General features: G+C 72.7%; 15 protein-coding genes. 7 read left to right on the top strand and 8 right to left on the bottom strand.

Annotated elements, in window-relative coordinates:
* Positions 1-188 precede the first annotated feature (188 nt).
* The 4 genes from OHB13_RS04565 (at position 189) to fxsA (ending at position 4,256) form a co-directional block, all read left to right on the top strand.
* A complete protein-coding gene (locus OHB13_RS04565) occupies positions 189-629 on the top strand; it encodes an Lrp/AsnC family transcriptional regulator (RefSeq protein ID WP_164266613.1) in 441 nt (146 codons plus the stop codon).
* 66 nt (positions 630-695) lie between these two features.
* Entirely contained in the window at positions 696-2,336 is a 1,641-nt protein-coding gene (locus OHB13_RS04560) for an amidohydrolase (protein ID WP_328375811.1), read from the top strand.
* Positions 2,337-2,869: 533 nt separating this feature from the next.
* Positions 2,870-3,637, top strand: a complete 768-nt coding sequence (locus OHB13_RS04555) for a polyprenol monophosphomannose synthase (RefSeq protein WP_266859089.1) — start codon at positions 2,870-2,872, stop codon at positions 3,635-3,637.
* 46 nt (positions 3,638-3,683) lie between these two features.
* The gene (fxsA, locus tag OHB13_RS04550; RefSeq protein WP_328375810.1) at positions 3,684-4,256 is read left to right on the top strand and encodes an FxsA family membrane protein; all 573 of its coding nucleotides are present in this window, start codon (positions 3,684-3,686) and stop codon (positions 4,254-4,256) included.
* Positions 4,257-4,392: 136 nt separating this feature from the next.
* Here fxsA and OHB13_RS04545 read toward each other — a convergent pair whose 3' ends face one another.
* The 4 genes from OHB13_RS04545 to yczE form a co-directional block, all read right to left on the bottom strand.
* Positions 4,393-4,767 carry an RNA polymerase-binding protein RbpA gene (locus OHB13_RS04545; RefSeq protein ID WP_161311542.1) on the bottom strand — a complete coding sequence of 125 codons (375 nt, stop codon included), beginning with the start codon at positions 4,765-4,767 and terminating at the stop codon, positions 4,393-4,395.
* Between the two features lie 255 nt (positions 4,768-5,022).
* On the bottom strand, positions 5,023-6,390 hold the full coding sequence (locus OHB13_RS04540; protein WP_266859092.1) for an MFS transporter: 1,368 nt from the start codon (positions 6,388-6,390) through the stop codon (positions 5,023-5,025).
* Positions 6,391-6,407: 17 nt separating this feature from the next.
* Entirely contained in the window at positions 6,408-7,172 is a 765-nt protein-coding gene (locus tag OHB13_RS04535; protein ID WP_328375809.1) for a glycerophosphodiester phosphodiesterase, read from the bottom strand.
* Positions 7,169-7,813, bottom strand: coding sequence for a membrane protein YczE (yczE, locus tag OHB13_RS04530; protein ID WP_401609262.1), 645 nt, complete (start codon positions 7,811-7,813; stop codon positions 7,169-7,171). Before yczE ends, OHB13_RS04535 begins: the two co-directional genes overlap by 4 nt.
* Before the next feature lie 108 nt (positions 7,814-7,921).
* Between yczE and OHB13_RS04525 the strand changes: the two genes are divergently transcribed.
* Positions 7,922-9,421, top strand: a complete 1,500-nt coding sequence (locus OHB13_RS04525; protein ID WP_266859096.1) for an SCO1417 family MocR-like transcription factor — start codon at positions 7,922-7,924, stop codon at positions 9,419-9,421.
* A gap of 59 nt (positions 9,422-9,480) precedes the next feature.
* Here OHB13_RS04525 and OHB13_RS04520 read toward each other — a convergent pair whose 3' ends face one another.
* Both OHB13_RS04520 and OHB13_RS04515 read right to left on the bottom strand, forming a co-directional pair.
* Positions 9,481-11,136 (bottom strand): ATP-binding protein, encoded by a 1,656-nt coding sequence (locus tag OHB13_RS04520; RefSeq protein ID WP_328375806.1) that lies wholly within the window; start codon positions 11,134-11,136, stop codon positions 9,481-9,483.
* A 39-nt stretch (positions 11,137-11,175) separates the two neighbouring features.
* On the bottom strand, positions 11,176-11,370 hold the full coding sequence (locus OHB13_RS04515; RefSeq protein ID WP_266859100.1) for a hypothetical protein: 195 nt from the start codon (positions 11,368-11,370) through the stop codon (positions 11,176-11,178).
* Between the two features lie 228 nt (positions 11,371-11,598).
* Here OHB13_RS04515 and OHB13_RS04510 point away from each other — a divergent pair, with 228 nt between their 5' ends.
* Positions 11,599-11,991 (top strand): ankyrin repeat domain-containing protein, encoded by a 393-nt coding sequence (locus OHB13_RS04510; protein ID WP_266859102.1) that lies wholly within the window; start codon positions 11,599-11,601, stop codon positions 11,989-11,991.
* A gap of 200 nt (positions 11,992-12,191) precedes the next feature.
* Positions 12,192-13,610 carry a HEAT repeat domain-containing protein gene (locus OHB13_RS04505; RefSeq protein WP_328375802.1) on the top strand — a complete coding sequence of 473 codons (1,419 nt, stop codon included), beginning with the start codon at positions 12,192-12,194 and terminating at the stop codon, positions 13,608-13,610.
* Between the two features lie 210 nt (positions 13,611-13,820).
* Here OHB13_RS04505 and OHB13_RS04500 read toward each other — a convergent pair whose 3' ends face one another.
* Positions 13,821-14,783 carry a biotin-dependent carboxyltransferase family protein gene (locus tag OHB13_RS04500; protein ID WP_266859105.1) on the bottom strand — a complete coding sequence of 321 codons (963 nt, stop codon included), beginning with the start codon at positions 14,781-14,783 and terminating at the stop codon, positions 13,821-13,823.
* A complete protein-coding gene (locus OHB13_RS04495) occupies positions 14,780-15,400 on the bottom strand; it encodes a 5-oxoprolinase subunit B family protein (RefSeq protein ID WP_266859107.1) in 621 nt (206 codons plus the stop codon). Before OHB13_RS04495 ends, OHB13_RS04500 begins: the two co-directional genes overlap by 4 nt.
* Between the last annotated feature and the right edge of the window lie 13 nt (positions 15,401-15,413).

Here is a 15,413-nt window from a genome sequence, read left to right as displayed (position 1 = left end):
GGGTGGGCCGACCAGATAACTGTGGTCTCGACCACAGCAAGCACTTCCCGCCCGGTGTCCGCGGTAACCGCGCGTTCCCCGCGGACACGGCTCCAGGCCTGTGGCCTTCGTCACACGAACGCGTCAGGGGACCCTTACCGGCCCTCTCCAGCTGTGCCGGAGAGGGCCGGGGCCATAGGTTGATCCGTATGGAGGAGCTGGATCGCCGCATCGTGGAATTGCTCGTCAAGGACGGGCGGATGAGCTACACCGACCTGGGCAAGGCCACCGGCCTGTCCACATCGGCGGTGCATCAGCGCGTACGCCGTCTCGAACAGCGCGGAGTCATCCGCGGTTACGCCGCCGTGGTCGATCCGGAGGCCGTGGGACTGCCGCTCACCGCGTTCATCTCGGTGAAGCCCTTCGACCCGAGCGCCCCGGACGACATCGCCGAGCGGCTCGCCGGGGTCCCCGAGATCGAGGCCTGCCACAGCGTGGCGGGCGACGAGAACTACATCCTCAAGGTGCGCGTCCCGACACCGCTCGCCCTGGAGAACCTGCTGACCAGGATCCGCTCACTGGCCGGGGTCTCCACCCGTACCACCGTCGTGCTCTCCACCCCGTACGAGGCACGGCCCCCGGAGATCTGAGCCGCCCCGCCGCCCGGGGTGCCCCCCTGCGCGAACCGGTGCTCCGCAGGCGGGAGACTGTTCTCCATGACCGAGAGCACCGCCCCCCAGGCCGACCACCGCACCGTACTGCTGCGCGGTGGGGACATCCACAGCCCCGCCGACCCCTTCGCCACCGCGATGGTCGTGGAACGCGGGCACGTCGCCTGGGTGGGCTCCGAAGGGGCGGCCGACGCCTTCGCCAAGGGCGTCGACGAGACCGTCGACCTCGAAGGGGCCCTGGTGACCCCGGCGTTCACCGACGCACACGTCCACACGACATCGACGGGACTCGCCCTCACCGGCCTCGACCTGTCGGCCGCGCGGACCGCGCAGGAGGCCCTGCGGCTCGTCCGGGAGCACGCGGCGGACCGCCCGGGTGACCGGGTGCTGCTCGGCCACGGCTGGGACGAGTCCGGCTGGCCGGACGGGCAGCCGCTGTCCCGCACCGCGCTCGACGAGGCGGCCGGTGGCCGGCCGGTCTATCTGCCCCGGGTCGACGTCCACTCGGCCGTGGTCTCCAGCGCCCTGCTCGATCTGGTCCCGAGGGTCACCTCGCTGCCCGGCTACCGGGCGGACGCCCCGCTCACCGGCGCGGCGCACCACGCCGTGCGTGCGGCGGCCCACGCGCAGATCACCCCGGAGCAGCGCACCGAGGCGCAGCGCGCCGCCCGCGAGCGGGCCGCCTCGCTCGGTATCGGCTCGCTCCACGAGTGCGGCGGGCCCGACATCTCCGACGAGGACGACTTCACCGGGCTGCTCCGCCTCGCCGCACAGGAGAAGGGGCCGCGCGTCTTCGGCTACTGGGCCGAGCGTGTCGCCGACGCCAAGGACGCCCGGCGCATCAGGGAACTGGGCGCGGTCGGCGCGGCCGGCGACCTCTTCGCCGACGGCTCGCTCGGCTCGCACACCGCCTGCCTGCACGAGCCGTACGCGGACGCGGCGCACACCGGCACCGCGCACCTGGACTCCGCCGACATCGCCGCCCATGTCACCGCCTGCACCGAGGCCGGGCTCCAGGCGGGCTTCCACGCCATCGGGGACGCCGCGCTCACCGCGGTGGTCGACGGGGTGCGGGCCGCCGCGGAGAAGCTCGGCCTCGCCCGGGTCCGCGCCGCCCGGCACCGCGTCGAGCACGCCGAGATGCTCACCCCGGAAACCGTCGCCGCCTTCGCCGAGCTGGGTCTCACCGCCTCCGTGCAGCCCGCCTTCGACGCGGCGTGGGGCGGCGCCGACGGGATGTACGCCCAGCGGCTCGGCGCCGAGCGGGCCGGCACCCTCAACCCGTACGCGGCCCTGCTGCGGGCCGGTGTGCCGCTCGCCTTCGGCTCCGACAGCCCGGTCACCCCGCTCGACCCCTGGGGGAACGTCCGGGCCGCGGCCTTCCACCGGACCCCCGGACACCGGATCTCCGTACGCGCCGCGTTCACCGCCCACACCCGCGGCGGCTGGCGGTCCATCGGCCGGGACGACACCGGCGTCCTGGTGCCCGGCGCCCCCGCCGACTACGCGGTCTGGCGCACCGCCGACCTGGTGGTGCAGGCCCCCGACGACCGGGTGGCCCGCTGGTCGACCGACCCGCGCTCCGGCACCCCGGGGCTGCCGGACCTCACCCCTGGCGCCGAACTCCCGGTCTGCCTGCGGACGGTGGTCTTCGGACAAACTGTCTTCGTGAGGCCGAACGAGTGACATCGCGGCATTTCGTGCGGCCGATCGATGCCGGAAAGTCTCTCCCGCCACCTGCGGCTCTTCCGTACTGACCTGGTCATTCATCCGAACACCGCAGGTCGGGCGAGTATTGACAGGAAGCGGCCGCCGGCGGGTAGGTTCGGCCGAGTCCACCACAGGACGTCCGACCGGCAAACCTCCACGCAGTCGTCGAACGCCGCTGGGTCATGGGGCGGTACACCGGAAGGCGTGCCACCACTGGGAGCCAGGTTCAGCGCCCGCGCCTCGGGGGCGAGGGAGGTTTCAGCCGGAAGGGGGTCCGCCCTGCTCCTCAGGAGTTCGCGGGCAGGTGCGACCCGGGTGGGGCCCGGACGTTCAGTAGACAACGGCTCTCGGTCGACCCGCAGCCAGCGGGCCCCAGGTCGGCCCGAAGGACGCCGGGCCCCGATCCGAAGTTCCCCTCCCCTCTCGGGAGTCGGGCCTGCCGATGCGGCTGCGTTCCACCATCCCGGCGCTGGATAGGGTGATGGCTCGGCACACAGTGAGGGGCAGTAGTGAACGACGGCGGTGAGCGGCGATTCGGTCCGCTCGGCAAGGCCTTGGTCATCATTCCGACCTACAACGAGGCCGAGAACATCAAGCCGATCGTTGCCCGGGTTCGCGCCGCGGTGCCGGAGGCGGACATTCTGGTCGCCGACGACAACAGCCCGGACGGCACCGGGAAGATCGTTGATGAGCTGGCGGGGGACGACCCGCAGGTCCAGGTGCTGCACCGGAAGGGCAAGGAAGGCCTCGGCGCCGCGTATCTCGCCGGCTTCCGCTGGGGCATCGAGCACGGGTACGGCGTCCTCGTGGAGATGGACGCCGACGGTTCGCACCAGCCCGAGGAACTTCCCCGCCTGCTCACCGCGTTGAAGGGCGCCGACCTGGTGCTCGGCTCGCGGTGGATGCCGGGCGGACGGGTCGTCAACTGGCCCAAGTCCCGGGAACTGCTCTCGCGGGGCGGCAGTACGTACTCGCGGCTGCTGCTCGGCGTACCGATCCGCGATGTCACCGGTGGTTTCCGGGCGTTCCGCAAGGAGACCCTGCAGGAACTCGGCCTCGACGAGGTGTCGTCCCAGGGGTACTGCTTCCAGGTGGACCTCGCCCGGCGGGCCGTCGAGGCGGGCTGCCATGTCGTGGAGGTCCCGATCACCTTCGTCGAGCGCGAGATCGGCGACTCCAAGATGAGCAAGGACATCGTCGTGGAGGCGCTGTGGCGGGTGACGGCCTGGGGGGTCGGCTCGCGGGCCTCCCGCCTGCTGGGGCGGGAGCCTTCCTGAGCTCCCCAGCACGTCATCCGTGCGCGCCTGCAGGCACACTGGGAGCATGACGACCGGCACACGGCCCCCGACCGCTCCCAAGCGCTCCCGGGCGCGCACCTTCGTACCGCTGGGCATCGCCGTCTGGGTGGTCCTTGAGATCTGGCTGCTGCTCCTGGTGGCCGACGCGGTGGGCGGGCTCACCGTGCTCTTCCTGCTCGTCGGCGGTCTGGTGCTCGGCGCCGCCGTCGTCAAGCGGGCCGGGCGGCGGGCCTTCCGCAATCTGACGGAGACGGTCCAGCGGCAGCAGTCGGGAGCGCCGCCGGCGCAGGAGCGCGAGGGCGGGAACGGCTTCCTGATGCTCTCGGGGCTGCTGATCATGCTCCCCGGGCTGATCACCGATGCGGTGGGGCTCCTGCTGCTGGTGCCGCCCCTGCGGTCGGCGCTGAGCCGGTACACCGAGCGGACCCTGGAGCGCCGGATGGGCAGGGCGGCGCCGGGCACCGTCGGCGACGCCTTCCAGCAGGCGCGGATGCACCGCCCGGACGGCAAGGTCGTCCAGGGCGAGGTCATCAAGAACGACGACCGCCCCGGCTCCCACCGGGACGACGAGGGCCCCCGCCCGCCGCTGACGCCCTGACGCCGCCCCGCAGGACATACCAGGAGCTGCGGGCCGCGCGCCCCCCATGCAAAGAGCTGAGGGCTCCGGCACACCCTGAAGTGTGCCGGAGCCCTCAGCTCCTGATGTGGTCGTGCTGTACGCGAACGCCTGGGCGTTACGCGGACTTGCGGCTGTCCCGCGGATGCACGGCAATGTTCATGGCGCCGGAACGAAGGACGGCCAGCCTCTCGGCCAGCACCTCCTCCAGCTCCTCGCGGGTGCGCCGCTCCATGAGCATGTCCCAGTGCGTGCGCGCGGGCTTGCCCTTCTTCTCCTCAGGGCCGTCCCCGTCTACCAGGAGTGCTTGGGCGCCGCACGCCTTGCACTCCCACTCGGGCGGAATGTCCGCCTCTACAGAGAACGGCATCTCAAAGCGATGTCCGTTCTCGCATGCGTACTCCACCGCCTGGCGCGGAGCCAGGTCGATGCCGCGGTCGGTCTCGTAGCTGGTCACCACGAGGCGCGTGCCGCGAAGAGCTCGCTCACTCATGAATCGTGCCTCCCGGGCTTGTCGCCCACAGGACAGGTGTCGCTGTCGTCGTCATCCGGTCAACGTCCGGTCGGCGGTAAAGATTCCCGTTGCGGGTCATACGTCGCCCGTCGTGCCGCCCCTTGTTGTACCCACCAGTGCCCTCTTTGTCACATCTACTCAGAGATGTCACCCTGCGATTTCGGCTGATGATCCCGCAGTAACGGTCCGTCCGGTGAGCCAAAGGCGTACACTACCGGCCTTTCACTTCAATGCCTAAACCCGCTGCGGTGCCGCGTTTCCCGCCGCTGCCACGGCCTCCCTCACAGGTACCCGCGCCAGCAGGAAGAAACCCAGTACGAAGAAGATCACCAGCGAGATGATCGCCGCACGGTAACTGCCGGTCAACTGGTAGGCGAGCCCGAACACCAGGGGGCCGAGCCAGCTCAGGCCGCGGTCGCTCATCTCGTACGCCGAGAAGTACTCGGCCTCTTTGCCCTCCGGCACCAGATGGGAGAAGAGCGAGCGCGAGAGCGCCTGGCTGCCGCCGAGCACCGCGCCGATCGCCGCCGCCAGCACGAAGAACCAGACCGGCGCACGGGCGGGCAGGAAGTACCCGGCACCGAGGATCAGCGTCCACACGGCGAGGGAGCCGAGCACCGTACGCTTCGCGCCGTAGGTCCGCGCCAGCCGCCCCATGCCGAGCGCGCCCGCCACCGCCAGCACCTGCACCAGCAGAATCGCGGTGATCAGGGTGGTCTGGCCGAGGCCCAGCTCTTCGGAGCCGTACACGGACGCCTGCGAGATCACCGTCTGGATGCCGTCGTTGTAGACGAGGTACGCGAGCAGGAACGAGAGAGTCAGCGGATAGCGGCGCATGTCCCGCAGTGTCCGCAGGAGCTGCCGCCACCCGGCACCGACCGCCCCACGGCCCGCTGCCGCGCCCACCCGGCGGTCGCGCAGCCGGCGCAGCGGTATCAGGGTGAAGGCGCCCCACCACACCCCGGCCGTCGCCAGGCAGATCCGTACGGCGGTGGACTCCGACACCCCGAAAGCCGCGTGGCCCGAGTAGAGCACCAGATCCAGCACCAGGACGAAGGCGCCCGATGTGTACCCGAAGGCCCAGCCGCGTGAGGAGACGGTGTCGCGCTCCTCCGGCTCCGCGATCTGCGGGAGGTAGGCGTTGTACAGGACCATGGAGACGGCCAGTGAGGAGTTGGCCACGATCAGCAGCAGCGAGCCCAGCAGATAGCGGTCGCCGTCCAGGAAGAACATCCCGGCTGTGGCCCCGGCGCCGAGATACGCGGCGCCCGCGAGCAGCGGTTTCTTCCGTCCCGTCCGGTCGGCGACGGCGCCCGCCAGCGGCATGACGAGCACCGCCACGACCACGGAAACCGAGACGGTGTACGCGAAGACGGACCCCGCGCGCAGCGGGACGCCGAGCGGATGGACGTAGCCGTGGGCGTCCGCCGCTGCCCGGGCGACCGAGGTCAGATACGGGCCGAGGAACACCGTGAGCACGCTGGTCGAGTAGACGGAGGACGCGAAGTCGTAGAAGTACCAGCCGTGCTGCTCGCGCTTCCGGTCGGCCGCGGTGGTCGCTCCGGCCGTACCGACTGTGCCGTTCGCGGTGCCAGCGCTCAAACCGCGCCCCCTGATCGTCAGTTCCACGCCCCCCGCGCGGTGAGGACCGTGCGCAGTGACTCCAGCTGATCGGTCATGATGCCATCCACGCCCAGGTCGAGGAGGGCGGCCATCCGCCGGGGGTCGTTGACCGTCCAGACGTGCACCTGGAGCCCGCGGGCGTGCGCGGTGCGCACGAAGCGCCGGTCGACCACCCGGATCCGGCCGTGGAATTCCGGCACCTGGGCGCAGACAGCTCCCGTACGCAGGGCGGCCGGGACCCCGTAGGAGCGCAGCCGCAGCGCCGCGATGCCGCTCATGCCGTACGAGGTGGCGAGCCGCGGACCCGCGAGGCGGGCCGCCGCGGCCACGCGCTTCTCCGAGAACGAGCCGACGCACACCCGGTCCCAGGCGCCCGTGCTGCGGATCAGGCCGATCAGCGGGACCAGCGCGGGCCCGGCCTTGATGTCGACGTTCCAGCGGGCGTCGGGAAACTCTTCAAGCAGGTCGGCGAAGAGCGGCAGCGGTTCGGTGCCCGCCACCCGCGCCCGCCGGACCTCGCTCCACGGCAGGGAGGCGATGGGGCCTCGCGCGTCCGTCATCCGGTCGAGCGTCGCGTCGTGGAAGGCGACCAGCCGGCCGTCGGCCGTGGTGTGTACATCGGTCTCGAAGTAGCGGTAACCGGCGCGGTCAGCCAGCCGGAAGGCGGCCGCGGTGTTCTCCAGGCCGTCCGCCGATCCGCCCCGGTGGGCGAACGGGATCGGGCCCGGGTGGTCCAGATAGGGGTGCTGGGTCCTCGTCACTCGGGAAGTATCGCCTCCGCCGTGGCGCGGGCCAGCGGCGCCCGGTCGGCGGCCGGGTCGGGCAGCGCGCACACCCGCAGGAAGAGCTGGGCGAGCGGCCCGATGGAGAGGGCGTACACCACGGTGCCCACCCCGAGGGTCCCGCCCAGGACGAAGCCGGTGGCCACGACGGCGATCTCGATGGCGGTGCGCGAGAGCCGGATCGAAAGGCCGGTGAGGCGGTGCACCCCGGTCATCAGGCCGTCCCGGGGGCCGGGGCCGAAGCGGGCGGAGATGTACAGGCCGGTGGCCGCGCCGTTGAGCAGGATGCCGGCCGCCATCAGCGCGATCCGGCCGGGCAGGCCGTGCACGGCCGGGACCAGGTCGAGGGTCGAGTCCATGGCGATGCCGATGACGAAGACGTTGGAGACGGTGCCGAGCCCCGGGCGCTGCCTGAGGGGGATCCACAGCAGCAGTACGGCGGCGCCGACGATGATCGAGACGGTGCCGATCGTCAGACCGGTGAGCCTGGCCAGTCCCTGGTGCAGCACACCCCACGGCTCAAGGCCGAGGCCCGCGTCGACGAGGAGGGCGGAGCTGACGCCGTACAGCGCCAGACCGACGTAGAGCTGCACAAGCCTGCGTATGACATTCCTGGACAATATGGTCCTCCATGAGGGTGGGTAGCCGCAGTGGACTGGTACGTGACACTCTGTGGCTTGGGTTACGAGGCCAACCATGGCCAATTCCGGGAAGGTGGACTGAATTCCATGACGCAGTGGACTTCGGCGGTCGGCGCGGCGCAGCTGGCCCGGCAGCTCAGCACCCAGCAGTCACGGCCGGCCGGCCCCGGCACGCGCAGGCCGCCCGCCTACCGGGCGCTCGCCGACGGCATCAGGGTGCTCGTCCTCGAAGGCCGCGTCCCGGTGGCCGCACGGCTGCCCGCCGAGCGGGAACTGGCGGTCGCGCTGGCGGTGAGCCGCACCACGGTGGCCGCCGCCTACGAGGCGCTGCGTACCGAGGGCTTCCTGGAGTCCCGCCGGGGCGCGGGCAGTTGGACCGCGGTCCCGGCCGGCAACCCGCTGCCCGCCCGCGGCCTGGAACCGCTGCCGCCCGAGACACTCGGCTCGATGATCGACCTCGGCACCGCCGCGCTGCCCGCGCCGGAGCCCTGGCTCACGCGCTCGGTCCAGGGCGCGCTCGAAGAGCTGGCGCCGTACGCGCACACCCACGGCGACTACCCGGCGGGGCTGCCGGCGCTGCGCCAGAAACTGGCCGACCGCTACACGGAGCAGGGCATCCCGACCATGCCCGAGCAGATCATGGTGACCACCGGGGCGATGGGCGCCATGGACGCCATCTGCCACCTGTTCGCCGGGCGCGGCGAGCGCATCGCCGTCGAGTCGCCCTCGTACGCCAACATCCTCCAGCTGATGCGGGAGGCCGGGGCGCGGCTGGTGCCGGTCGCGATGGCCGAAGGGCTCAGTGGCTGGGATCTGCCCAGGTGGCGGCAGGTGCTGCGCGACGCGGCCCCCCGTATCGCCTATGTGGTGGCCGACTTCCACAACCCGACCGGCGCGCTCGCCGACGAGGACCAGCGGCGCGGTCTTGTGGACGCGGCCCGCTCGGCCGGCACCGTCCTGGTCGTCGACGAGACGATGACCGAGCTGCTCCTCGACGAGGAGACCGAAATGCCCCGCCCGGTCTGCGCCTTCGACCCGGCCGGCAGCACGGTGCTGACGGTGGGCTCGGCGAGCAAGGCGTTCTGGGCCGGTATGCGGATCGGCTGGGTGCGCGCCGCGCCCGACGTGATCCGCAGCCTGGTGTCCGCCCGGGCCTACGCCGACCTGGGCACCCCTGTGCTTGAGCAGCTGGCCGTCAACTGGCTGATGAGCACCGGGGGGTGGGAGCAGGCCGTCGATATCCGCCGCTCGCAGGCCAGGGAGAACCGCGACGCGCTGGTCGGCGCCGTCCGCAGGGAGCTGCCCGACTGGGAGTTCGACGTGCCGCACGGCGGGCTGACGCTCTGGGTGCGGACGGGCGGGCTCTCCGGCTCCCGGCTCGCCGAGGTCGGGGAGCGGGTCGGCGTCCGGGTCCCCTCGGGGCCCCGGTTCGGGGTCGACGGGGCCTTCGAGGGGTATGTGCGGCTGCCGTTCACCGTCGGGGGCCGGGTGGCCGACGAGGCCGCGCTGCGGCTGGCGGCCGCCGCGCGGCTGGTCGGGACCGGCGCGAGCACCGGCACCGAAGCCCCGCGGACGTTCGTGGCCTGAGCCCTTCTCGCCGAACCCCTGTCAGCCCCCTGTCACCTCCCGTCGCCCCGGGGGTCCCGTCAGCCCTCGGCCGCCACCGGCGCCGCCTCCATGGGGCGCGGCCCGGTCTCCAGCCGGTCGGCCTCCAGCGGAGCCGCCTCCACCGGGGCCTTCTCCATCGGCGCGGGCTCCGCGGTGGCCTGCTGCGTCACCGGTGCCGGTTCCGGCGCGCCCTGCCGGCCGGGGAGCAGATCCAGTACGGCCTTGCGGTGCGCCTCACTGGTCGCGTCGTCGTACGGGTCGGGAGTGGCCGGGACCTGGAGCCGGAGCACCGGCCCGGACCCGAGCCGCGCATAGCCGCGTCCCGGCGGGGTGCCGGGCGTCGGCGTGGTGTGGGGCGGCGTGCCGAGCAGGGCCTCGATCTGGTCCTCGGGCGCCGATCCGAGCACGACGCGGGCGCGGGTGTGGCGCCGGACGGCGTCGCTCAGCGCGTCCACCGTGTCGGACTGGTCGGCCACCACCACCGTGACGCCGGCCGCCCTGCCGTGCCGCAGGGGGACCTGCAGCAGCTCCTGGGGGTCGGTGCGCCCGTCGGCCGCCGCCAGATGCCCGAAGACGCTGGGCCGGTCGAGCAGGATCCACAGCGGGCGCCTGGTGTCCTCGGGCGTGGGATGCCCGGACTGCCTGGCGCGGTTGGCCGCGATCAGCCGCCGCTCGGTCTCGTGCGCCGCCCATTCCAGGGTGCTCAGGGCCCCGGCGAGTCCGCACTCGACGGCGAGCACCCCGTCGCGGCCGGTGAGACAGGCGTACTCCCCGGTCCCGCTGCCCTCGATGATCACCACGTCGCCGTACCGCAGGGCCTGGAGCGCGATCGAGCGCAGCAGTGTGGTGGTCCCGCTGCCCGGCTCGCCCACGACGAGCAGATGCGGTTCGGTCGAGCGCGCGCCGGTCCGCCAGACGACGGGCGGTGCGTCGGCCTGCTCCTCGCCGTCCCGCACCGGCACCGTGCGCCGCACCGCGTCCGGGTCGGTGAAACCGAGGACGGTCTCGCCGGGCCCGGTGACGAAGGGCTGCGCCGCGATCGTGGTGGACAGGGCGGGCAGCACGCTCATCGCGAGCCGGTTGTTCTCCTCGTCCCAGTCGAAGCGGTATTCGCGCCCGCGCCCTGACTTGGCGTGCAGGAGCTGCTCGATCCGGGTGCGGGACGCGGCTTCGCCGTCGGTGAAGTGCGCCGGATACGCGACGTGCAGCGCGGTGAGCCGTCCGTCGCCGTCGAAGGTGTAGTCGCTGAACGCCTCGTCCCACGCGCCTCCGTGGCAGAAGAGGGGAGCCGGGTCGTCGGGGACGGAGAAGTACGGCACCAGGGCCTCGTACAGCGCCTGGAGCCGGGCGGTCTCCGCCTCGTCGGGCCCGGTCTTCACCACGGTCCGCTCGTGCCCCTGCCAGGCGGCCGCGGCCATCACCGTGATCAGGGCGAGCAGCGGCCCGTACGGGATGAGCGCGACCACCAGGACGCAGGCCGCGACGAGGAACAGCACGGGACCGCGCCGGTCCTTGGGTGTCGCGGCCCACCGCTGTCGCCCGGCCGAGGCCAGCTTGCGCAGGCCACGCCCGATGGTGATCAGTGGATGGAGCACGTCGGTGGCGCTGTCGGCGGCCGTCCGCGCGATCTCGCGGCTGCGGGTGATCGATGCGCTGCTGCTGCTCAGAATGCGGGGAAGTGGTCGCCGGGCCACGTCTGTCTCCTGGGGTGGGTGGGAAACGGTTACCGAGGGTCAGAACTTGATTCCGCCCAGCATGCTGGCCAGGCTCGCACCGCCGGCCGTGATGCTCGGTGCGATGGCGGTACCCGCGACGTAGAAGCCGAAGAGGGCGCAGACGAGCCCGTGGGAGGCCTTGAGTCCGTCCTTCTTGAAGAAGAGGAAGGAGATGATTCCCAGCAGTACGACGCCTGAGATGGAAAGGATCATGAGTGTTCTCCTGGTTGGGGGGACAGTCACCATGAGTTCTTCCAGGTTCACAGAAAGTATCTATGCGATAAAAGGTGCAAATGGGTTAAATATCAGGTAATTCACCTGACTGGTCGATGGGGATGTACGGGCCGTGCCAGGCTCCCGGGGCGGGCAGTAATCTGTCGGTTCACTCGTACGGCTCACCTGCCGTACCCCGAGGTCACGGCATGGAAGGCGGTACGCGCGATGAGCGAGGCTCCGGACCCCGAGGTGGTCGAGCTGGCGACGAAGGTCTTCGACCTCGCCAGGCAGGGGGAGGCCGACGCGCTCGCCGCGTACGTCGACGCGGGGGTCCCGGCGAACCTCACCAACGACCGCGGCGACACCCTGGTGATGCTCGCCGCCTACCACGGCCACGCGGCGACTGTGGAGGCCCTCATCACCCGCGGCGCCGAGGCCGACCGGGCCAACGACCGGGGCCAGACCCCGCTGGCCGGTGCGGTCTTCAAGGGCGAGGACGCGGTGATCCGCGCCCTGCTCGCCGGTGGCGCCGATCCGGAGGCCGGGACTCCGTCCGCCGTGGATACCGCGCGGATGTTTGGGAAGACGGAGCTGGTGGAGCTGTTCGGCGCCCGCTGACCGGCCTGTCGTAAATGTGGTCGCGGTGGCGATTTGGCTGGGTCATCATGACGTCGCGGGTCCACATCGGACCACCGACGAGAGGCAGAGGAAGATGAACTGCACCAAGCAGATGGCAACGGGCGGCCGGACATGTTGTTGCGCGGCCAGGTAGTCCACGTATCCCGGTTGCGTCTACAGCTTGATGTGAGGCCTCTTCCATGAACGATCCAGTCATAGCGCCGAGCGGCACCTTGCTCGGCCTCCTCCAGCGGGGCCGCGGCGACGGCACGCTGCACGCGCTCGCCGCACCGCGCAAGGAAGCGCTGGCCGCCCTGAACCACTGCGTCCTGAGCGACCCCCGCCACGACTGGCAGGTCGAGAACCGCTCGCTCTACTACGCGCGCCTCTACCTCGACCTCGACGGCGGGCTCGGCGAGATCGAGCGGCACCTCTTCGTCCCGGACGACCACTTCGTCACCGAGGACAGCAGGACCGGGCTCGCCCTCGCGGTACTGGGTCACCTCGCCTCGTACGACAGGGACGACGCGCTCGCGCTGCTGCGGCGGTACGCGGCGACCGGCTCCAACTGGGCCTGGGCGCTCGACGAACTCGCCCTGCGTGACGACGACGCGGGGCTGCGCGCTCTGGCCGTGCCCGTACTCGGCCGGTTCCCCGCCACCCCGCAGGGCGAGGCCGAGCTGGCCGCCGCCGTGCGCGACGCCTACGAACCCCGGCCCTGGTGGCTGTGGGCCGATGATCCGCGGGATTCGGTGGGCGCCCGGGTCAGGGCCGCCGCGGAGCAGGGGTCCTTCGACCGCTGGCAGCGGCAGATGCGCCCGACGGGCCCCCGCCCCGGCTGGAGCGTGCAGGCCGTCTTCGACTGGGCGCAGCAGGGACTGGAGCGCGGCAGCGAACTGCATCTGCCCGCCGCCCGCTGCCTCACCGCCGTGGCCGGTCCCGGGGACCGCGCCGCGATCGTCGAGGCCGCCCGCAGCGGTACGGACGGAGCCCGCTGCGCGGCGCTGCACTATCTCGCCGAGGCGCGGGACCCCGCCGTGCTGGACCTCATCGAAGCCGCGGTGGAAAGCCCCTCCCGTACCGTCGCGGAGACGGCCGTGGCCGCCTTCGAGCGGATGTGCGGCGACGAGGCGGTGGACCGCGCGCGCTGCTGGGTGCAGCGGCCCGACGAGCTGGGTGCGTCGGCCGCCGGTGTGCTCGCCGGGCGCGGCGGGGTGCAGGACGCACACCTGGTGCTCGGCGCGCTGCGCGAGACCGTCCGGGCCGACGGCCCCGACGCGGCCCTGCTCTGGACGCTCGTCGACGGGGCCGGCCGGCTCGGCATCGCCTGTGCGGCGCCCGTCCTGCGCCATGTGTACCGCGAGACGGCCTCCTCTCATCTGCGCGGCAGCGCGGCCCGCGCGCTCGCCGCCACCGACCCGTCCTTCGGCGCCGGATTCGCCGTCGAGTGCCTGTGGGACTGCGAGGAGACCACCCGGGAGGTGGCCGCCCTGCACGCCGAGACCGGCGATGTCCGGGTGGTCGACCGGCTCCGCCGGCTGGCCGCCGATCCCGCCGAGGAGGCCGAGGTGCAGACCGCGGTCCGCAACCGGATCGGCACCGAGGGGACCGCGGTCTGACGCGGCCACGCCGCCCGCCCCACCACCGGGCGGGCCCCCGGCCGCCGGATCACCCGACGTCCGGCTGCGAACACACCGGGAAGGAACTGGCGTACGCCGTGGGGTTGTTGGGGCATAGGTTGTGCGCTGAACAGCCGACACCTCGGCCGGACGCCGTGACGCCCCGTCCACCCTGTACACCCGACGGGCGGGCCAACGCAGCCGGCAGGATCAAACGGGCGTCCGGTCCGGGGCGCCGGGCGACGGCGGCGCCGGACGGCCGTGTACGGGAACGAACACCACCGGAGTCCCCGGCACCGCCTGCGCCGCAGCCCCGAGCCGGTCCTCGGGGACGACCCCGATCACCGGGTAGCCCCCGGTCACCGGATGATCGGCGAGGAAGAGCACCGGCAGCCCGTCGGGCGGCACCTGCACCGCGCCCAGAACCATTCCCTCACTGGGGAGTTCGGCGCCGTCCGCGCGTTCCAGGGGCGGGCCCTCGGTGCGCAGGCCGATGCGGTTGCTCGCGGCCGAGACCCGGTAGCCGGCCTCCGGCAGGGCCCGCAGTGCCGCATCCGTGAACCGGTCCGCACGGGGGCCAAGCACCAGCGGGAGCACCAGCTCGTCCGGGGGAGCAGGCAGCGGGACCGCGTCCACCGGGCCCGGCGGCGGTTCACCCGGGACCCCCAGCGGCAGCAACTGCCCGGCCTCCAGCGGTGCGGGGCCCAGACCGGAGAGCAGATCGGTGGCCCGGCTGCCCAGCACCGGCCGCACGGCGACGCCACCGCCGAACGCCACATAACTGCGCAGCCCCCCGACCGCCCCGCCCACGTCGAGCACGGCACCCGCCGGCACCCTTACCGGCGCGCCCCAGGCGGCGGGGCGGCCGTCGATCCGTACCGGACAGGGCGCACCGGTCACGGCCGCCGTGACATCCGTACGGACCCGCACCGCGGTGCCGTCGAGTGTGGTCTCCAGGGTGGCGGCGCCCGCCGCGTTACCGGCGAGAAGGTTCGCCAGCCGGTGCGCGGCCGGGTCCAGGGCGCCCGAGCGCGGAACGCCGAGATGCGCGTGGCCCGGACGCCCGAGGTCCTGCACGGTGGTGAGCGCCCCGGCACGCACGACCTCCAGCGCATCCGGAACTCCCGCATCCGGCACCCCGGCGCCCGGATCTCCCGGGCCGGTCGCCCTCATGCCGCCTCCTCCGTCGTGAACCGCACCCGCGCGCCCGGGACCAGCAGCGCCGCGGGCTCGCGGTCCTGGTCCCACAGCACCGCGCCGGTGGTGCCGATCAGCTGCCAGCCGCCGGGGGACGAGCGGGGGTAGATGCCCGCGTAGGTGTCGGCGAGAGCGACCGAACCGGCGGGCACAGCCGTACGGGGCGTGGCCCTGCGCGGCAGCCGGAGCCGGTCGGGAAGACCGGACAGATAGCCGAAGCCGGGCACGAAACCGCAGAAGGCGACCCGGAACCGGAGGCCGCCGACGATTCCCGGGACGTCCTCAGGCGCCACCTGCCAGTGGTCCGCCACCTCCGCCAGATCGGGGCCGTCGTAGCGCACGGCGATCTCGATCTCAGGACCGCCGGTCCCGGCGGACGGCGGCACGGTCCAGGTGGTGAGCCGGGCGGCGAGTTCCCGGGGGCGGGCCAGACCGTCCAGCAGTACGGTCCGGGCGGCCGGCACGATCTCCGTCACCGGGGGAAGCTCACCGGCGTCGCGCCTGCGCAGCAGCTCGGCGTGGAACGCCTCCGTCTCCGGCGCCGACTCCAGCTCGACGAGCAGGGCGTGTTCGCCCACCGGCAGCACCCTCACCGGCACGGCCCCC

Source organism: Streptomyces sp. NBC_00440, from assembly GCF_036014215.1.
In the GTDB taxonomy this organism is placed as follows: Bacteria; Actinomycetota; Actinomycetes; order Streptomycetales; family Streptomycetaceae; genus Streptomyces.
This window is presented reverse-complemented; position numbering and strand designations above follow the sequence as displayed.